The sequence below is a fragment of the Streptomyces sp. NPDC096323 genome (assembly GCF_040302845.1).
Lineage (GTDB): Bacteria > Actinomycetota > Actinomycetes > Streptomycetales > Streptomycetaceae > Streptomyces.
The window spans coordinates 258,036-276,260 of record NZ_JBEOSI010000003.1 but is presented as its reverse complement, the minus strand read 5'-3'; the positions used below and the strand labels follow the sequence as shown (position 1 = coordinate 276,260).

Annotated in this window: 20 protein-coding genes; 9 read left to right on the top strand and 11 right to left on the bottom strand. The window is 71.4% G+C overall.

The genetic code is table 11. The features are described from left to right. Nucleotides 1–102: 102 nt before the first annotated feature. Nucleotides 103–1,566, bottom strand: a complete 1,464-nt coding sequence (locus tag ABTX18_RS09105) for an MFS transporter (RefSeq protein ID WP_352122092.1) — start codon at nucleotides 1,564–1,566, stop codon at nucleotides 103–105. Nucleotides 1,567–1,667: 101 nt separating this feature from the next. Here ABTX18_RS09105 and ABTX18_RS09100 point away from each other — a divergent pair, with 101 nt between their 5' ends. Beyond that, a complete protein-coding gene (locus ABTX18_RS09100; RefSeq protein WP_352122091.1) occupies nucleotides 1,668–2,297 on the top strand; it encodes a TetR/AcrR family transcriptional regulator in 630 nt (209 codons plus the stop codon). Nucleotides 2,298–2,299: 2 nt separating this feature from the next. Here the strand turns inward: ABTX18_RS09100 and ABTX18_RS09095 are convergent, their stop codons facing one another. The 8 genes from ABTX18_RS09095 to ABTX18_RS09060 all read right to left on the bottom strand — a co-directional run bounded on the left by ABTX18_RS09095 (nucleotide 2,300) and on the right by ABTX18_RS09060 (nucleotide 9,389). Further along, the gene (locus tag ABTX18_RS09095) at nucleotides 2,300–2,914 is read right to left on the bottom strand and encodes a nucleotidyltransferase domain-containing protein (RefSeq protein ID WP_352122090.1); all 615 of its coding nucleotides are present in this window, start codon (nucleotides 2,912–2,914) and stop codon (nucleotides 2,300–2,302) included. Nucleotides 2,915–2,950: 36 nt separating this feature from the next. Continuing rightward, nucleotides 2,951–3,883 carry an SDR family oxidoreductase gene (locus tag ABTX18_RS09090; protein WP_352122089.1) on the bottom strand — a complete coding sequence of 311 codons (933 nt, stop codon included), beginning with the start codon at nucleotides 3,881–3,883 and terminating at the stop codon, nucleotides 2,951–2,953. Continuing rightward, nucleotides 3,880–4,236 (bottom strand): DUF952 domain-containing protein, encoded by a 357-nt coding sequence (locus ABTX18_RS09085; protein WP_352122088.1) that lies wholly within the window; start codon nucleotides 4,234–4,236, stop codon nucleotides 3,880–3,882. The genes ABTX18_RS09090 and ABTX18_RS09085 overlap by 4 nt, the downstream gene beginning before the upstream one ends. Before the next feature lie 28 nt (nucleotides 4,237–4,264). Beyond that, the gene (locus tag ABTX18_RS09080) at nucleotides 4,265–4,582 is read right to left on the bottom strand and encodes a hypothetical protein (RefSeq protein ID WP_352122087.1); all 318 of its coding nucleotides are present in this window, start codon (nucleotides 4,580–4,582) and stop codon (nucleotides 4,265–4,267) included. Between the two features lie 163 nt (nucleotides 4,583–4,745). Continuing rightward, the gene (locus ABTX18_RS09075) at nucleotides 4,746–5,759 is read right to left on the bottom strand and encodes an NAD-dependent epimerase/dehydratase family protein (protein WP_352122086.1); all 1,014 of its coding nucleotides are present in this window, start codon (nucleotides 5,757–5,759) and stop codon (nucleotides 4,746–4,748) included. Nucleotides 5,760–5,964: 205 nt separating this feature from the next. Then, entirely contained in the window at nucleotides 5,965–6,633 is a 669-nt protein-coding gene (locus ABTX18_RS09070) for a DUF6304 family protein (RefSeq protein ID WP_352122085.1), read from the bottom strand. Between the two features lie 164 nt (nucleotides 6,634–6,797). Continuing rightward, entirely contained in the window at nucleotides 6,798–7,844 is a 1,047-nt protein-coding gene (locus ABTX18_RS09065) for a family 2 encapsulin nanocompartment cargo protein polyprenyl transferase (RefSeq protein ID WP_352122084.1), read from the bottom strand. A gap of 138 nt (nucleotides 7,845–7,982) precedes the next feature. After that, a complete protein-coding gene (locus tag ABTX18_RS09060; protein ID WP_352122083.1) occupies nucleotides 7,983–9,389 on the bottom strand; it encodes a family 2B encapsulin nanocompartment shell protein in 1,407 nt (468 codons plus the stop codon). Between the two features lie 180 nt (nucleotides 9,390–9,569). On the opposite strand from ABTX18_RS09060, the gene ABTX18_RS09055 reads away from it, so the two are divergent. The 4 genes from ABTX18_RS09055 (at nucleotide 9,570) to ABTX18_RS09040 (ending at nucleotide 13,038) form a co-directional block, all read left to right on the top strand. Continuing rightward, a complete protein-coding gene (locus ABTX18_RS09055) occupies nucleotides 9,570–10,019 on the top strand; it encodes an RrF2 family transcriptional regulator (RefSeq protein WP_352122082.1) in 450 nt (149 codons plus the stop codon). A 93-nt stretch (nucleotides 10,020–10,112) separates the two neighbouring features. Continuing rightward, the gene (locus ABTX18_RS09050) at nucleotides 10,113–11,309 is read left to right on the top strand and encodes a globin domain-containing protein (protein ID WP_352122081.1); all 1,197 of its coding nucleotides are present in this window, start codon (nucleotides 10,113–10,115) and stop codon (nucleotides 11,307–11,309) included. Between the two features lie 157 nt (nucleotides 11,310–11,466). Further along, the gene (locus tag ABTX18_RS09045) at nucleotides 11,467–12,057 is read left to right on the top strand and encodes an N-acetylmuramoyl-L-alanine amidase (protein ID WP_352122080.1); all 591 of its coding nucleotides are present in this window, start codon (nucleotides 11,467–11,469) and stop codon (nucleotides 12,055–12,057) included. A 39-nt stretch (nucleotides 12,058–12,096) separates the two neighbouring features. Next, nucleotides 12,097–13,038, top strand: coding sequence for a 1-aminocyclopropane-1-carboxylate deaminase/D-cysteine desulfhydrase (locus ABTX18_RS09040; RefSeq protein WP_352122079.1), 942 nt, complete (start codon nucleotides 12,097–12,099; stop codon nucleotides 13,036–13,038). On the opposite strand, the gene ABTX18_RS09035 is transcribed toward ABTX18_RS09040, so the two are convergent. Next, entirely contained in the window at nucleotides 13,014–14,615 is a 1,602-nt protein-coding gene (locus ABTX18_RS09035) for a Na+/H+ antiporter (protein ID WP_352122078.1), read from the bottom strand. The two genes, ABTX18_RS09040 and ABTX18_RS09035, sit on opposite strands and share 25 nt — an antisense overlap. Before the next feature lie 35 nt (nucleotides 14,616–14,650). Here ABTX18_RS09035 and ABTX18_RS09030 point away from each other — a divergent pair, with 35 nt between their 5' ends. The 3 genes from ABTX18_RS09030 to ABTX18_RS09020 all read left to right on the top strand — a co-directional run bounded on the left by ABTX18_RS09030 (nucleotide 14,651) and on the right by ABTX18_RS09020 (nucleotide 16,533). Continuing rightward, complete coding sequence (locus ABTX18_RS09030) at nucleotides 14,651–14,911, top strand: UBP-type zinc finger domain-containing protein (protein WP_352122077.1); 261 nt, start codon at nucleotides 14,651–14,653, stop codon at nucleotides 14,909–14,911. A gap of 231 nt (nucleotides 14,912–15,142) precedes the next feature. Further along, the gene (locus tag ABTX18_RS09025; protein WP_352122076.1) at nucleotides 15,143–15,556 is read left to right on the top strand and encodes an ATP-binding protein; all 414 of its coding nucleotides are present in this window, start codon (nucleotides 15,143–15,145) and stop codon (nucleotides 15,554–15,556) included. After that, nucleotides 15,553–16,533 carry an RNA polymerase sigma factor SigF gene (locus ABTX18_RS09020; protein ID WP_503061114.1) on the top strand — a complete coding sequence of 327 codons (981 nt, stop codon included), beginning with the start codon at nucleotides 15,553–15,555 and terminating at the stop codon, nucleotides 16,531–16,533. Before ABTX18_RS09025 ends, ABTX18_RS09020 begins: the two co-directional genes overlap by 4 nt. Before the next feature lie 62 nt (nucleotides 16,534–16,595). Here the strand turns inward: ABTX18_RS09020 and ABTX18_RS09015 are convergent, their stop codons facing one another. Continuing rightward, nucleotides 16,596–16,985: a hypothetical protein gene (locus tag ABTX18_RS09015; RefSeq protein WP_352122467.1), complete on the bottom strand. Its 390-nt coding sequence runs from the start codon at nucleotides 16,983–16,985 to the stop codon at nucleotides 16,596–16,598. 245 nt (nucleotides 16,986–17,230) lie between these two features. Between ABTX18_RS09015 and ABTX18_RS09010 the strand changes: the two genes are divergently transcribed. Then, nucleotides 17,231–18,199: a diacylglycerol/lipid kinase family protein gene (locus tag ABTX18_RS09010; protein ID WP_352122075.1), complete on the top strand. Its 969-nt coding sequence runs from the start codon at nucleotides 17,231–17,233 to the stop codon at nucleotides 18,197–18,199. Nucleotides 18,200–18,225: the final 26 nt, after the last annotated feature.

Genomic DNA, 18,225 nt, shown 5'->3' with positions numbered 1-18,225 from the left:
AAGGCCTGCGCCACCGCCCCGCCACGGACAACCGCAGACGCGGAGCCGCCGTGGCCCCGCGTCTCCGGTCGGTGGGCTGCGTACAGTGCGCCCTCCCCGCCGTCACCCCCGCGCCCGCCGCGGCCCCAGGAACGCTCCGGCCAGCAGGGCTCCCGCCAGGACCAGGGCGGAGTTGACCAGGATCGCCAGCGAGACTCCGGTCAGGACGCCCTCGGGGCCCGCGTCGCCGAGGGTGGACATGCGGGCCGTGGCGATCGCGCTCATGACCGGGATGCCCAGGGTGATGCCGACCTGCTGGGTCATCGTGGCGAGACCGGTGGCCAGGCCCTGTTCGTCGTCGGGGAGGCCGGAGGTCGCCGTGACCATGAAGCCGACGATCATCAGCATGTTGCCGACGCCCCCGATGAACGTGGCCGCCAGCAGGAGCCAGATCCAGGCCCCGGAAGTACCGAGCGCCACCAGGGAGAGCGTGGCGACGGCCTGGATGATGCCGCCGGTCACGATGGTCGTCCGGTTGCCGAAGCGGCCGACGGCCCGGCCGCCGAGCGTGCCGCCGATCACCGTTCCGATGCCCAGGACACCGAAGGCGAGGCCCGTCGCCAGCGGCGAGTAGCCGAGAACTTCCTGGAGGTAGAGCGTCAGCAGGAAGACCAGCGAGGTCTCGGTGACGAAGGCGATCAGACCGGTGGCGTTGCCCCAGATGACGCTGCGTCGCTTGAGGATGCGTACGGGAACGAGCGGTGCGGCAGCCCTCTTCTCGACGAACCAGAAGGCGATGAGCAGCGCGAGGCCCGCGAGCAGTGCGGCCAAGGTGGTGGGCGTGGTCCATCCGGTCGCGCCGGCCTGGGTCAGTCCGTAGACCAGGAGCAGCAGTCCGCCGGTGACCGTCGCGGCGCCCGGGATGTCGAGCCGGGGGCGGCCCGCGGGGCGCGAGTCGGTGATGACGGACGGGGCGAGGGCGACGACGAGAGCGGCTACGGGGACGTTGACGAAGAAGGCCCAGCGCCAGGAGAGCAGGTCGGTGAGGAGTCCGCCGAGGATGGCACCCGCGGTGAACCCGGCGGACATCAGGGCGCCGTTGAGACCGAGGGCCCGTTCGCGCAGGGGGCCCTCCTTGAACGCGGTGGTCAGCAGGGCGAGTCCGGCCGGGGTGACGGCCGCGGTGGCGAGGCCCTGGAGGACCCGGGCGGTGAGCAGGACCTCGGGTGAGGTCGCCAGTCCGCCGAGCGCCGAGGAGAGTCCGAGGACGATCATGCCGCCCACGAAGAGGCGTTTGCGGCCTACGAGGTCGGCGATGCGGCCGAACAGGAGGGTGAAGCCCGCGGCGGCCAGGGCGAAGGAGGTGGCGATCCACTGAAGGTTCGGGAGGGAGAGGCCGAGCCCCTCGCCGACGACGGGCAGCGCGACGTTCAGGATCGAGAAGTCCACGGCGATCATGAACTGGGCGCCGAGGAGGAGGGTGAGGACGAGCTTCTGCCGTCCGGTCATACGGGAGTCGGCTTGCGGAGCCTCGGCCTGGTGAGTGGTGGTTGTGGTGCGCGGGGAGGTCTGGCTGGGTGCGGACATGGTCGCCCTTCCTCGGACGGAGGCTTTAACGGGTCTTCGGTTCCGTTAAGATGGAGTGACCGTAGCAGAGGAACGCCCATTAATGGAACTGGAGACCCGTTATGACGTCGGAGGGCCCGGAGAACGTGGAGAACGTGGAACCCGGCACGGTCCGGCCCGGCGGGCGTACCGCCCGGGTCCGCGAAGCCGTCCTGCGCGCGGCGGGTGACACTCTGGCCGAGCAGGGCTTCGACCAGCTCGACCTCGCCGATGTCGCACGCCGCGCGGAGGTGGGCAAGACGACCGTCTACCGGCGCTGGTCCACCACCACCGGCCTGATCGCCGACCTCCTCGACGACATGGCCGAGCAGTCCTCGCCGCGCGCCAGGACCGGCTCACTGGCCGAGGACCTCAGAGCCAACGCCCGGCTCGTGCTGTCGACGCTCACCGACCCGCGCCAGGGCGCCCTGTTCCGTTCCGTGATCGCCGCGGCCACCTGTGACGCGCGCACGGCACAGGCGTTGCACCGGTTCTACGCGGTCCGCATCCGCGAGTGGGCGGGCTGCGTCACCGAGGCGGTGGAGCGCGGCGAACTGCCGGCCGGCACCGACGCGCACGAGGTGATTCGCGCCGTCTCCGCCCCCCTCTACTACCGCCTGCTGGCGAGCGGCGACCCGCTCGACGAGGCGGCCGCCGACCGCGCCGCCGAGGCCGCGTTCGTGGCGGCGCAGGCCGGTACGTACGTGAGCTGAGTTCAGCCGGCCCGCAGCCGGGCCGCCCATGGATGGCCCGCGCCCTCGGCCAGGGTGATCGTCTCCGTCAGCCAGGCGCGCCCGTCCTCGCCGAGAACGGGGAGGGCGGCCTCGAAGTCCTGCTCGTCCTTGGACCGCCGGGACCTGGCCTTGTAGAGGAGCTGGACCTGGGGCGCGAGATAGGGGACGCCGTCTCCGGAGACCCTGCCGAGCCGTTCCAGCGGGAGACGGATCCTCGGGTCGCGGCGGAACACCCAGTCACCGTCCTCCGCGTCGTCGAGCATGAACTGCACCCGCCATGGCTCGCCCGCGCCCGGCCGGCACCAGATGTCGTGCACCTGTGGCGGCAGGGTCTCGCCGGGGAGCCACGGCCGCAGGGTGCCGGGCGGATCGGCGGCCCACCACTGGCCGTCCGGCAGGAGCCGCTGGACGGCGAGCTGGTCGCCGCGCAGCAGGAGCACGTCGATGTCACCGTGGTCCCGGTAGGCGCGGCCCACGGCCAGTTCGACCGCGTACCCGCCCGCGATCCACCATGGCGTGCGCAGCGGGGAGAGCATGCGTACGGCTTCGGGGAGCGACATCGGCTCCCAGGGGCCCCAGGGGGTTTCCGTGCGCATGGTTCCCGTCGGATCTCGGGTCGTCGGGCCGGCCGGTCAGCCGCCGGTGAGGAGGTGGCGGTAGCTGTCCGGGTGTTCGTGGAGGTACGTGGCCAGGCTCATCGGCGGCCTGCCCGTCAGGGTGGCCACGGCATCCGAGACGGTGGCCATCTCCCCGGCCGCGATGGCCTCGTACGAGGTCACCCAGCCGGCCACCTCCCAGTCCTGCGCGCCGTAACCGGACCGCGAGGCGTAGGCCTCCTCCCGGGTCTCGGGCACATAGGTGATGGTCCGTCCGGTGACCCGGCTCAGCTCCTCGGCGGCCTCGGCGAGGGTGAACGCCTCGGGCCCGGTCAGGTCGTACGTCTCCCCGTCGTGCGTCGGGCCGGTGGGGTCGGTACCGGCCAGCAGGACGGCGGTCGCCGCGTCGGCGATGTCCTCGTGGGCCACCGCCGCGACCCTGCCGTCACCGGCCGGGCCGCGCAGGACACCGTCGGCGCCGGTCATCGCCGGCAGGCCGGCCAGATACCAGCTGTCGCGCAGGAAGGTGTGCCGGACGCCGGAGACCCGGATGTGGGCCTCGGTGTCCCAGTGGTCCCGGGCGAAGGTGAACGTCGCGTCGGGGGCGGCGCCGAGGAAGGAGACGTACACGATCCGTTCGACGCCCGCCGCGACCGCCGCGTCCACGGCCGTCGTGTGCTCGTGCACCCGGTCCGGACTCTCGTGCGCCGAGACGAGGAAGAGGGTGTGCGCCCCGGCCAGGGCGCGGCGCATGGCCTCCCCGTCCCCGTACGGGGCGGCCGGTGCTGCGTCGGCGCCGGGCAGCTCGGGCAGCCGGGACGGGTCGCGGCCAAGAAGCCGTACGGGAACGCCCGCCCGGGTCAGCCGCTTCGCGACCCGGCCGCCGAGCGCCCCGCTCGCTCCGGTGACGGCGGTGAGGGGACCGTTCGAGACGCCGCCGGAATCCTGTGTGCGGTCGGTGGGGTTCATGCGGGGCTGCCTTCCTTGTTCGGCCAGGGGCGCACTTCCACGACCGCCTCGACCGGAACCGGTCCGTAGATGTGCGGGAACTCCTCGCCGCCGGGCGGGAGCGACTCGTACCGCACGGGTGCGGGAAGCCGTTCGGTGTCGATGACGAGCACCACCAGGTCCTGGTCACCGGCCCCGGCCCGGCTCCCGGCGCCGTACAGGACCTCGGCCACGCCGGCGAGCTGGTGCGGCAGTGAGCAGTGGATGAAGCCCTCCTCGTGCAGGGTGCGGCCACGGGTGGACATCTCGTATGTCCCGGTCCCGCGGGCCGCCTCCCACAACGGGCGTTCCGTCAGGTGCAGCAGTTCGGCCATGGGTCAAAACTAACGAGCTGGTGCCCGGTCAGCCGCGGCGGCGCGTCCTGCGGGCCACCAGCGTGGCGGCCGTTCCAGCGATCAGCAGGGCCGCGCCGATCCCGCCGATCACCCATTCACCGCCGCGCGAGCCCGTGTCCGGGAGCCGCCGGCCGGGGTGGGTCCGTGAGACGCCGTTCTGGTTCGCCGTGTCGGACTTCCCGAGGGTGGTCCTTCCCCCGGCCTCAGCGGCGGGCTCCCTGACCGGATGGCCGATGCCCACGCCGACGAGGGGCAGCGGATCGGCGGCCGCGGTGGGGGCCACCGCTCCCGCCATGGCTGCGGCGGCCGCCACCGTCACCGCCAAGCGGTGCCTTTTACCGCTTTTGCGCTCCTTTGATCCCATACAGCGCAATATGCAGCGTGAGCGGGTACCCGGCCGGCGTGCCACGCCGGGAGGCCGGACCGATCCGTCGACCGCCGCCGTCAGCCCGTGTCCGGCCGGTGGCCGGCCCGTGTTCGGCCGGTGGTCAGCCCGCCAGCAGCTTCGCCTCGGTCGCCGGGTCGATGCCCTTCAGTGGCCGGTCGGGGCGCTGCGGCGCGGTACCGCCGATCTCGCGGAGCCAGGCCCAGGTGTCGGCGACCGTCTCCTCGACCGGCCGGCAGCGCAGCCCCGCTCCGTACGCCCGGCGGACGTCGCCCTGGTGGAGGGAGTCGTACAGCTCCCCCGGCGGCAGCCAGACCGGCAGGTCCGTCCAGGGCTCGACACCTGCCGCGAGAATCCGGTCGACGTCGGTCCAGCGCAGCTCGGCATCGGAACCGGTGGCGCGCACACAGGCGTTCAGGAACTCGCCCATCGTGGTGTGACCGGGGCGGCTGACCAGGTTGTACGGGCCGTGGAGGCCCTTCTCCGACGCGTCGAGCAGCCATGCGGCGAGGTCGCGGACGTCGATGTACTGCAGGTCCACGTCCGGTGCGCCGGGTGCGAGCACCGGGCCGCCGCGGGCGATCCTGGTCAGCCACCACGGCAGCCTGCCGACGTTTTCCCAGGGGCCGATGATCAATCCAGCGCGGCCCAGCAGCGCCCGGTCCCCGAAGGCGTCCAGCGCGGCCAGTTCGCCGCCGCGTTTGGCCTGGGCGTACGGGACGTCGCCGTCGGCGTCCGGCGAGGCACCCTCCACCAGCGGGCCGTCCTCGGGCAGGCCGGCCGGTGTCGGGTAGTCGTACACCGACCGGCTGGAGACGTACGTGTACCGCGCGGCCCTGCCGGAGAGCAGCCGGGCCGCGTCCCGTACGGCCGAAGGCGCGCCGCTCCACGTGTCGACGACCAGGTCCCAGGTGTAAGAACCGTCGCCCGGCTCCGCGACCCCGGCGAGCGCGGCGAGGCCGCCCTCCTGCGTGCGGTCGCCGAGCAGTTCGGCCACTCCGGGCGGCGGTGCGTGACGGCCGCGATGGAACACCGTGGTCTCCCAGCCACGCGCGAGCGCGGCCTCGGTGACGGCCCTGCCGACGAATTCCGTACCACCCAGTATCAGAAGCCTCATGCCCCGACTTTGCCCGCTCGCGCCCCGGTCCGGGATGGTCCTCGCTCTCGGCTGAATCGACGCGACTGAATCGACGGGGCTGCATCAACGCGGCTGCATCAACGCGGCCGTCCGGCAGCAACGACGAACCGGCCCTCGGGACTGATCCATCCGCCGGGCGGCTGAGGGGGTGTCACGCGAGCGGGGGCCCGCCCGCGTGGTGCGATCAGGCCGTTTCGAGCGGGAACGCTCCCCGGTGGCCGGTGCCGGCGCCCGCCTCCGGGCGAGGCTCGAACTCGCGGCAGCTCCAGACCTCCTGGACGAATCCGCTGCGCCGGTCCCACAGGTCGAGGACGTCGTCCTCGCCGGCCGCCCCGCGGTAGGCCTCCTTGGCGCCCCGGAAGCAGGCGAGTCCGCCGGAAAGCCCGCGGCCGGGCGCCGGGAAGTAGTCCGAGAAGGCGCACGCGATGCACGTCCGGAGCCGGATCCCGGGCGGGAGCGATCGCTGGATGGTGGCCAGTGCGGCCCCGAAGTCGCTCTCGGCCCGGTGGGACCTGAAGGCCGCGCCGCCGTACTGCAGCTCCAGGTAGAGGTACGGGTCGGGCCGGCGCAGCGACAACAGGCAGCTCAGCGTGGCCTGATGGACCTCGCCGTCCGCCGTGACGGGGAACGGCAGGTCCCATTCCAGGACGCAGTCGTTGAGCATTCCGTCGGCGAGGGCGAACATCCCGCTCTCCGGCGGCATGCCCGCCACCGGGCACAGACCGTCAAAGCTCTCGCCCTCGAAATCGACGCCCCTGATGCGAAGGCGGAGTTGCTGTCCGTCGGTGGTGAGGATGACGGCATCGGAGCCCTGTCGGTCCCGGTACCACCCTGCCCACGACTCATCTGTCATGGGCAGGGACTGTAGCCCGTGGCTCGGACACTCCCCGTGCCGCCCTCCGCTTAGCCGCCCGACCCCTGTGACCTCGGCCTATCCCCTCCCCTCCCTTCCGTCCCATTGCCTCCGCCCCGTTCCCTTCCGTCCCGTTGCCTTCCCTTCCCTCCGTGCCGGTCCGTTCAGTGCGTCCTGCGGGTGACGAACTCCGCAAGGGCAAGGAGATCGCCCGCCGCCGACAGATCGGGCACTGCCCGCGACAGGTGGTGCACGGCGCGCGCCATCCGGTCCGCGGCACAGACCTGCGCCCAGTCGCGGCCGCCCGCCCGGTCCACGGCGTCGGACGCACGGCTCACCTCGCCGGCGGTGTTCATCGGGCCCCGATAGAGCGCGGCGAGCTCCGCCGCCGCCGGGGTGCCCGAGGTCAGCGCGGCGACCACGGGCAGCGACTTCTTGTGTGCGGCGAGGTCGGCGCCGACCGGCTTGCCGGTCTGGGCCGGGTCACCCCAGATGCCGATCAGGTCGTCGATGAGCTGGAAAGCGAGCCCGGCCTCCCGGCCGAAGCCGTCCATCGCTCCGACGGAACGCTCGTCCACGCCCGCGTAGAGCGCGCCCAGCGCGCAGGCGCAGCCGAGCAGCGCTCCTGTCTTCGCCGTCGCCATGGTGAGGCACTCGTCCAACGAGACCTCGTCCGGCCCTCGTTCCTCGAAGGCGCAGTCCGCCTGCTGGCCCGCGCACAGCTCGATGACGCAGGTGGAGAGGCGGGCCGAGGCACGGGCCGACACCGCGCGTGCGTCCTCGGCGAGGAGCCGCTGGGCGAGCGCGAGCATGGCGTCGCCCGCGATGACGGCGTCGGGGATGCCGAAGACCGTCCAGGCCGTGGCCCGGTGGCGGCGGGTGCGGTCCTCGTCGATGACGTCGTCGTGCAACAGCGTGAAGTTGTGGGCCAGTTCAACGGCGACGGCCGCCCGGACAGCCTCCCTCGGGTCGCCGCCGAGTGCCCGGGTGGCGGCCAGGACGAGCGCGGGTCTGATCGCCTTGCCGGCGCCGCCCGCGGCGGGGCTGCCGTCGGCGTGCTCCCATCCGAAGTGGTACATCGCGACGCGCCGGATCGATCCCGGCAGTGAGGCGACCGCGGCCCGCAGATGCGGATCGACGAGGGTCCGGGTGTACTCCAGGAGCGCCGCGGCCTCGTTGCCCTCGGTGGCGGCGGCGTCGGTACGGGTCATGGTCAATCGGTCACCCCGGTCATTGCCGTCCCGGCCCCTGATGGCTGTCGCCCCGGGGCCGGGACGTGGGTGGTTGCTGTGGTGCGCCGGCTGCGGCCGACGGGGTCCCGGACCCGGCGGGCCCGGGACCCCGTGGTCTCACCGCCAGCGGCTGACCTCGACGTTCTCCAGGACCCCGAGGGCGTCCGGGACCAGTACGGCCGCGGAGTAGTAGGCCGTCACGAGGTAGGAGATGATCGCCTGTTCGTCGATCCCCATGAAACGGACCGACAGGCTGGGTTCGATCTCGTCCGGGATGCCCGTCTGCTGGAGGCCGATGACGCCCTGCTCGGCTTCGCCGGTCCTCATACAGATGATCGACGTGGTCCGGGCGTCCGTGACCGGGATCTTGTTGGACGGGAAGATGGGGACCCCCCGCCAGGCAGGCACATGGTGTCCGCCGATGTCGACGCTCTCCGGCACCAGACCCCGCTTGTTGCACTCACGGCCGAAGGCGGCGATGGCCCGGGGGTGGGCGAGGAAGAGCTTCGATCCGCGACGACGCGACAGCAGTTCGTCCATGTCGTCGGGGCTGGGCGACCCGTCGTGCGGCTGGAGCCGCTGTCCGTAGTCGCAGTTGTTGAGCAGGCCGAACTCCCGGTTGTTGATCAGCTCGTACTCCTGGCGCTCACGCAGCGCCTCGACCGTGAGCCGCAACTGCTGCTCGGTCTGGTTCATCGGCTGGTTGTAGAGATCGGCGACCCTGCTGTGGACCTTCAGGACGGTCTGGGCGACGCTCAGTTCGTACTCGCGGGGCGCGGCGTCGTAGTCCACGAACGTGTGCGGGACGACGGCCTCGCCGACATGGCCGGCGGACAGATCGATCTCCGCCTCGCCGTACCTGTTGGTGCGCTGGTGCGGGATGGCGAGCAGCCCTGCGAGATGGGTGCGCAGAGATTCCGCGCGCTCGGCGAGGTTGAGCACATCGGCCCGCCTCAGCGTCAGGACCGTGCACGCCGTGACCGCGCGGGCCGAGTACTCCCAGAGGGCGTCTCCCTCGATCAGGGAGTGGTCTCCGAAGTAGGCACCGTCCGCGTGGACCCCGAGCACCGTCTCGTCCCCGTAGGGCCCGGTGCCGATCTTCTCGACCTTTCCGTGCGCCAGCAGGAAGACCCGGTCCGCCGCCTCTCCCGCGGTGGCCAGGAGCTGTCCTGCGGGGATGTCGCGCTGCTCGCACCGCCTGGCCAGTTCGGCCAGCACCTCTTCGTCCCCGAAGTCCCTGAGGGCCGGGAGTTCACCGAGCTCGGCGGGGATGACCGAAACCCGGTCCCCGGTCTGTACGAACGTGACCCGGCCGTCCCCGACCGAGTAGCTCAGCCGGCGGTTCACCCGGTACGTGCCGCCCTGCACCTGGACCCACGGCAGCATCTTCAGCAGCCACCGTGAGGTGATCTCCTGCATCTGCGGAGCGGACTTGGTGGTCGTCGCGAGGTTCCGCGCGGCTGCCGTGCCCAGACTCTGCTGCGGCGGCACCTGCGCGTTCTGAACCTCTTCGCCAACGGACATCTGTGGGTCCTCTCGATTCATCGGCTGACCTGCGAGAACAACCTTTCAGCATGGGGACTCGGCGCGCCATTACACAAAAGAGTGTGACTAATCGGGCTTTGGGCTGGGCACAACGCTGCGCGATGCCCGCCCGCCCGGTTAATTTGCATGCGGGATGCGCATTCACCTACCGTGACGGCCATGCGGCTGACGAGGTTCACGGACGTGGCACTGCGCGTGCTGATGCGCCTGGCCGTCGTGGAGCACGAGGATCCGCCGACCACCCGCGAGGTGGCGGCGACCATGCAGGTGCCGTACTCCCACGCCGCGAAGGTCGTGGCCCGCCTCCAGCACCTCGGCCTGGTCGAGGCCCGGCGGGGACGCGGCGGCGGGCTCGCCCTCACCGCGGCCGGCCGTACCGCCTCCGTCGGCGGACTTGTCCGCGAGCTGGAAGGCACGGACGACGTCGTCGAGTGCGAGGGCGCCGCCCCGTGCCCGCTGCGGTCGGACTGCCGGCTGCGCAGCGCCCTGCGTGCGGCGGCTGAGGCCTTCTACGCCTCGCTCGACCCGCTCACCGTCACCGAACTGGTCTCCTCACCGACCGGTCCCCTGCTGCTCAGCATCAGCAACAGGCCGTCGACGCAAGGCTGAACGACCCCCCGCCGCACCGGGTCCACGACCCGGTTCCTACACTGACTTTAAATACTCATCTCAGATGCCAATTCTGAATCAGAGGAGTTACCGATGCTCTCCGAGCCGTCGACCGCCACCGTCCGTGCCACTCTCCCCGCCGTCGGCGCGGCGATCGGAGACATCGCCGATCTCTTCTACCGCAAGCTGTTCGACGCCCATCCCGAGCTGCTGAGCGACCTGTTCAACCGGGGCAACCAGGCCTCGGGAGTCCAGCGTCAGGCGCTCGCCGGCTCCATCGCCGCGTTCGCGACCCAGCTGGTCGAGCACCCCGGCACCCGCCCCGACGTGATGCTCGACCGCATCGCGCACAAGCACGCCTCGCTCGGCGTCACGGCCGCCCAGTACGAGGTCGTGCACACCCATCTGTTCGCGGCCATCGCCGAAGCGCTCGGCGACGCGGTGACCCCCGAGGTCGCAGCCGCCTGGGACGAGGTCTACTGGCTGATGGCCAACGCCCTGATCGCCATCGAAGAGCGGCTGTACGCACAGCACGGCGTCGTCGCCGGCGACGTCTGGCGTGACTGGGAAGTGGTCTCGCGCGTCGAGGAGACCGCGGACGTCGCCACCTTCCAGCTCCGCCCGGCCGACGGCGCCCCGGCCCCCGCCTTCCGCCCCGGCCAGTACGTGTCCGTGCAGGTCGAACTCCCCGACGGCGCCCGCCAGATACGCCAGTACAGCCTCTCCAGCTCCCCCGGTTCGGCGCTGCGCTCGTTCACCGTCAAGCGGGTGCACGGCGGCGGCGCCCCCGACGGCGAGGTCTCGCGGCAGCTGCACGCGCAGGTCCGCGCCGGTGACCGGCTCCGGGTGTCGGCCCCGTACGGTGACCTCGTACTGAAGTCCACCGACGCCCCGCTGCTGCTCGCCTCCGCGGGCATCGGCTGCACCCCGATGCTGTCGATGCTGGAGCACCTCGCGGACTCCGGCCACCGCGCGCCGGTGACCGTGGTGCACGGCGACCGCTCCCCCGCCGATCACCCCCTGCGCGCCGACCACGCCCTGTTCACCGCCAAACTCCCCGAAGCCGCGGCGCACTTCTGGTACGAGATCCCCGAGGAAGGCCACCCGGCGGACCGCACCGGCCTGGTCGACCTGACCGGCGTGGTGATTCCCTCCGGTACGCACGCCTACCTCTGCGGTCCGCTGCCCTTCATGCGGGCCGTGCGCACCCAGCTGCTCGCCAAGGGCGTCCCGGCGGCCGACATCCACTACGAGGTGTTCGGCCCCGACCTGTGGCTCGCCCAGGGCTGAAAGGGCTGAAACGGGGCCCTGCTCGCGGAATTGACCGGATCGGCTCGCACACCGTCCGAACAGGGCCCCGGAATCCGCCGGTAAGTGGTCCGGGACCCGGTGCGTCGGGTACAAGCGCTGTACGGACACACTCCCCCCACGCACGAAGGAGTCGGCCATGTCCTCACCCATGTCCGCGAGCACCTTTCTCGACGCCTTGAAGGACGAGGGGCTCACCGTCGTCCAGGTCGGCGACTGGCGCAGCCACAACCGCAACCACAAGGGCCCCTGGGGGCCCGTCAACGGCGTGATGATCCATCACACCGTCACCCGCGGCACCGCAGCGACGGTCCGCACCTGCCGCGACGGCTACCCGTCACTGCCGGGGCCGCTGTGCCACGGCGTCATCGCCAAGGACGGCCGGGTCCACCTGGTCGGCTACGGACGGACCAACCACGCCGGGCTCGGCGACGACGACGTACTGCGCGCCGTCGTCGCCGAGAAGCGCCTGCCGTCGGACAACGAGGCCAACACCGACGGGAACCGGCACTTCTACGGCTTCGAGTGCGAGAACCTCGGCGACGGCGAGGACCCCTGGCCCGCCGTCCAGCTCGAAGCCATCGAGAAGGCCGCGGCCGCGATCTGCCGCCACCACCACTGGACCTCCCGGTCGGTCATCGGTCACCGCGAGTGGCAGCCCGGCAAGGTCGACCCTCGCGGCTTCTCGATGACCGCGATGCGGGCGCGGATCCACGAGCGCCTGAAGTAGTCCGGGGCCCGCTCCGCCGTGGGCGGCCACAATGGAGGCATGCCCTCCTCGCCCCCCGGCGCGCCCGGCCTCTCCCGGCTGCAACCGGTGCTCCCGTCGCCGCTGCAGCCGGCCGAGGACGAGCGCTTCGCGCGTCACGGCGTGACGCTGCTCCTCAAACGCGACGACCTGATCCATCCCGACCTGCCGGGCAACAAGTGGCGCAAGCTCGCCCCCAACCTCCGTGCCGCGGCCGGCCGGCCCGTGCTGACCTTCGGCGGGGCGTACTCAAACCATCTGCGGGCCACGGCCGCCGCGGGCCGTCTGCTGGGCTTCCCCACCATCGGCGTCGTCCGGGGCGACGAACTCGCGCACCGCCCGCTCAACCCCTCGCTCGCCCGCTGCGCTGCCGACGGCATGCAGCTGCACTTCGTGGACCGCCGGACGTACCGCGACAAGGCCGATCCTCAGGCCCTGGCAGCCCTGCTGAGCGCCCACGGGGAGTGCGAGGTCATCCCGGAGGGCGGCAGCAACGCCCTGGCCGCACAGGGCTGCGCAGAGCTCGGCCGCGAGCTGCGGGGAACGGTGGCCGTCGCGGCGGTGGCCTGCGGCACCGGTGGCACCCTCGCAGGTCTCGCCGCGGGCCTGGCACCGGAACAACGCGCCCTGGGCATCCCGGTCCTGCGCGGCGGCTTCCTGGGGGACGCGGTACGGGGCCTGCAGCGGCAGGCGTTCGGCGGCCCGGCCGGAACGTGGTCCCTGGACGAACGCTTCCACTTCGGCGGGCACGCCCGCACCACGCCCGGGCTGCACGCCTTCGCCGACGACTTCGAGGACCGCCACGGGCTGCCGGTCGAGCGGCTCTATGTGGCCAAACTCCTGTACGCGCTCACCGTGCTGGCAGAAGAGGGCGCGTTCCCCGCCGGAACCGCCGTCGCGGCCGTCATCACGGGGCGCCCGGACGCGCCTGAGGAGGATCAGCCGTCCGACTCCTCCCGGTAGGCCGCGGCCTCTTCCAGGTCGAGGCGCCTGAGCAGGGTCCGCATCATCTCGTCGTCGATCCGGCGCTCGTCCCGCAGCCGTACGAAGACCTCGCGCTCGGCCTCGATCATCTCGCCGGCCAGCCGCCGGTAGGTGTCGTCCGCCGACTCCCCCGTCACCGGATTGGCCGCGCCGAGCCGTTCCCAGACGGCGTTGCGGCGGCGCTCCAGGACGGTCCGGAGGCGGTCGGTGAGCGGCTGGGGCAGGCAGTTGCGCCGGTCGGTGAGCAGTTCCTCCAGACGCGCCTCGGCGGCCGTGGACGCCTCGCTCTGGGCCTGCGCCTCCGCGAGCGTCTCGGCCTGCAGGTCGCGCCCGGGGAGCTTCAGCACCCGTACCAGGACGGGCAGCGTGAGCCCTTGGACGACGAGTGTGCCGATGACCGTGGTGAACGTCAGGAACAGCACCAGGTTGCGCGCCGGAAACGCCTCGCCGTCACTCGCGGCCAGCGGGATGGAGAAGGCGATGGCGAGCGAGACGACGCCGCGCATGCCGGCCCAGCCGACGATCAGCGGCGAGGTCCAGTTGGTCTCGGGTTCCCTCTCCCGGATGCGTTTCGACAGCAGGCGCGGCACATAGGTCGCCGGATAGACCCAGAGGAACCGGACCACGACGACCGCGAGGAACACCGCCACCGCGTACCAGAGGGCCTCGGCGACGGCGTACGTACCGAGCCCCTTCAGTACGAAGGGCAACTGGAGGCCGATCAGGGCGAAAACGGTGGACTCCAGGATGAAGGCGACCATCTTCCAGACGGCGGCCTCCTGGAGCCTGGTGGCGAAGTCGACCTGCCAGGAGCGGTGCCCCAGGTAGAGCGCGACGACGACCACGGCGAGCACCCCGGAGGCGTGCACACGTTCGGCGGCGGCGTACGCCACGAACGGGATCAGGAGCGACAGGGTGTTCTGGAGCAGGGGCTCCTTGAGGTGCGTACGGAGCCAGTGCAGCGGGACCATGAGCACGAGCCCGACGCCGACACCGCCGACCGAGGCCAGCAGGAACTCGCCGATCCCGCCGCCCCAGCTCATGCCCTCGCCCACGGCCGCGGCGAGCGCCACCTTGTAGGCGGTGATCGCGGTGGCGTCGTTCACCAGGGACTCGCCCTGCAGGATCGTCGTGACCCGGGCGGGCAGGCCCACCCGGCGCGCGATCGCCGCGGCGGTGACGGCATCCGGCGGGGCGATGACGGCGCCCAGCACCAGCGCCGCGGTGAGCGGCAGGTCGGGCACCAGCCGGTAGGCCAGCCAGCCCACCGCGACGGTGGCGAACAGCACGTAGCCGACGGAGAGCAGGGCGACGGGGCGGATATTGGCCCGCAGGTCCAGGTACGAGCTGTCCACGGCCGCCGTGTACAGCAGCGGCGGCAGCAGGAGCGGCAGCACGATGTGCGCGTCCAGCGTGTACGCCGGTACTCCCGGCAGGTACGAACCGGCGAGCCCGAGAACCACGAGAAGGAGAGGGGGCGGGACCGGGGTGCGGCGGGCGAGACCCGCCACTGCCGCACTGGCCGCGACCAGTGCCACCAGGGGCAATGCGTCCATCCCATGATCCTCTCATCCGTCGTAACCTGGCCATCATGAGCGAGTGCCCGCATGTACCGGACCTGCCGCGCCCCGAGCCCGCGCCCCTCTCCGAGACGTGTCTCGAATGCCGGGCGGCGGGCACCCACCCCGTGCAGCTGCGGCTGTGCCTGGTCTGTGGCCATGTCGGCTGCTGCGATTCGTCACCCCGGCAGGACGCCACGGCGCACTTCAAGGAGACCGGCCACGCGGTGATGCGGAGCTTCGAGGCCGGCGAAAGCTGGCGCTGGTGCTTCGAGGACGGTTCGATCGTCTGACGTCTGGGTACGTCAAACCGGCGCTTGTTGTTCGTAATTGAGCAGCGCAGACCCCTAGCCACTGTGTGTACTCATGGGCTTACCATGAGTGACAGTCATGGGATGGGGGTCTCGGCGACACGGCATCATGGATCGCGATAGCGTCGCCGGACCAGAACCGAAGACGTACCGCATGGCTCCGGGCGACCCTTCCCGGATCCTCGAAGAGTTTGTGCCACCTTGGAGGTGAGGGTGTCCCAGATCGCAGGCGAGCCCGGGAATCAGGACTTCGTAGAGGTCCGGCTGCCCGCTGCGGGTGCCTACCTGTCGGTGCTGCGTACGGCCACGGCCGGTCTCGCAGCGCGTTTGGACTTCACTCTCGACGAGATCGAGGATCTTCGCATCGCGGTCGACGAGGCCTGCGCGATCCTGCTCCAGCAGGCCGTGCCCGGTTCCGTCCTCAGCTGCGTGTTCCGGCTCGTCGACGATTCTCTCGAGGTGACCGTCTCGGCCCCGACGACCGACGGCCGGGCCCCGGAGCGCGACACGTTCGCATGGACGGTGCTCTCCGCACTGGCCGGAAAGGTCGACTCCTCGGTCGCCGTCGACCGTACGGTCAGCATCAGCCTGTACAAACAGCGCGGCGCGGGACCCGGGCCGGCGTGAGCAACGGGAACGGGGACGGTCCTGTGCGGGACGAGACGATCCGACCAGGGGTGGTGCGCGCAGCAGGCATCCCGGAACAGCAGGCCCTGCCTCATCCGGTGGACGGGGCGGATCTGCCCCGTGCGGTGGACGGGGCCGAGGGGCTCGCCGGCATTACGGTCGCGGTGGAGCAGTCGCAGGCGGAGCGGGCAGGCCAGATGAGCGAGCACGGGCACCACGATCCACACGACCGCAGCGGGGCGCGGGCGTTGTTCATCGAGCTGGGCAAGCTGCCGGACGGATCACCCGAGAAGGCGGAGCTGCGCAACCGGCTGGTGCGGATGCACCTGCCGCTGGTGGAGCACCTGGCGCGGCGCTTCCGTAACCGCGGCGAGCCGCTGGACGATCTGACCCAGGTCGCCACGATCGGTCTGATCAAGTCGGTGGACCGGTTCGATCCGGAGCGCGGTGTCGAGTTCTCGACGTATGCGACGCCCACGGTCGTCGGCGAGATCAAGCGGCACTTCCGTGACAAGGGCTGGGCGGTGCGCGTGCCGCGCCGGCTCCAGGAGCTGCGGCTCTCCCTGACCACGGCGACCGCGGAGCTCTCCCAGCAGCACGGCCGCTCGCCCACGGTGCACGAGCTGGCGGAGCGGCTCGGCATCTCCGAGGAAGAGGTCCTTGAGGGCCTGGAATCGGCCAATGCGTACAGCACGCTCTCGCTGGACGTGCCGGACACGGACGACGAGTCCCCCGCGGTCGCGGACACGCTGGGCTCCGAGGACGAGGCGCTGGAGGGTGTCGAGTACCGGGAGTCGCTCAAGCCGCTGCTGGAGGATCTGCCGCCGCGAGAGAAGCGGATCCTACTGCTCCGCTTCTTCGGGAACATGACCCAGTCGCAGATCGCCCAGGAGGTCGGCATCTCCCAGATGCACGTCTCCCGGCTCCTGGCCCGCACGCTGGCCCAGTTGCGCGAGCGACTGCTCGTCGAGGAGTAGGCGGGCCCTGGGGCGGCCGGACGGCGTCTGTCCGCCCCGAGTCCGCCAGGGCCGCCGGCGCCTCAGGCGTCGGCGCTGTCCGTGTCGGGCGTGCCCGGCCTGCGGATGCCGAGCGCCTCGATGGTCACCGGCCTCACCAGCTGGTACAGCGCGGTCAGCGCCACCACGGCAAGCACGATCCCGGCCGGGATCAGCGCCCCGTGGGAGCGCAGCAGCGTCCAGGCCACCGGGAGCGCGATGATCTGCGTGATGAGCGCCGGGCCGCGGCTCCAGCTGCGCCGCAGGAGCAGTCCGCGGGCGGCGAAGAGCGGGATCAGCCCCAGTGCGATCACCGTCAGGCCGCCCATTTCGGCCTGCTGCGGGCTGTCGGGGCGGCCGAGCAGTCCCATGACCAGCATGGAGACACCGCCGATGACGAGGGCCGCACCTTCGAGGGCGCTGAGCCCGGCCACGAGCGTGAGCCTGGCCGGCTTCGGCGGCTGGGCCGAGGGCATCGACGAGGGCGCGTTCTGCTGAGTACTCACTCATGCAGGTTGGCATCCCGGGCACCCGAAAGCGAAGCCGGGGTCGGAACGCCGCCGGGCGCCCGGAGAAAAGCCCCGCACGGACCGGCGGACCGCGCCCTTCTCGTCACTCAGCGTGAAGGCTTCCGGGCAGGACTTCAGGCCGATACCTCGCGGTAGGTAGTCTGGCGGACATGCGCGCACTTCTTGTGGTCAACCCAGCTGCTACCACCACCAGTGCGCGGACCCGTGACGTGCTGATTCACGCGCTGGCCAGCGAGATGAAGCTGGAGGCCGTCACCACGGAGTACCGCGGCCATGCCCGTGACCTGGGACGACGGGCCGCCGACAGCGACGACATCGATCTCGTGGTGGCGCTCGGCGGTGACGGCACGGTCAACGAGGTCGTGAACGGCCTGCTCCACAAGGGCCCCGACATCGACAACCTGCCGAAACTCGCCGTGGTCCCCGGCGGCTCGACCAATGTCTTCGCGCGCGCCCTCGGCCTCCCGAACGACGCGGTGGAGGCGACCGGCGCGATCCTGGACGCGCTGGCCAACCGCACCGAGCGGACCGTGGGCCTCGGTCTCGCGGCCGGCACCGCCGGGACGGAGGACGAATCGGTCCCGGAGCGCTGGTTCACCTTCTGCGCCGGCCTGGGCTTCGATGCCGGAGTCATCGGCCGCGTCGAACAGCAGCGCGAGCGCGGCAAGCGTTCGACCCATGCCCTGTACGTACGCCAGGTGATGCGCCAGTTCCTGGAGGAGCCGCACCGGCGACAGGGGCTGATCACGCTGCAGGTGCCGGGTCAGGACCCGGTCACGGACCTCGCGCTCTCCATAATCTGCAACACCGCCCCCTGGACCTACCTGGGGAACCGGCCGATGTACGCCTCCCCGAAGGCCTCGTTCGACACCGCCCTGGACGTCCTGGGCCTGCAGCGTCTGTCCACCGCAGCGGTCACCCGGTACGCCACCCAGCTGCTCACCTCGAGTCCGGAAAAGGGTCCACGCGGCAAGCACGCGGTTTCACTGCATGACCTCACGGACTTCACCTTGCATTCAAAGGCCCCACTGCCCTTCCAGATGGACGGTGACCACCTGGGGCTGCGTACCAGTGTGACGTTCACAGGCGTACGCCGTGCACTGCGTGTGATTGTGTGAGTGGAAGGGACCAAAGTCCTTTAACT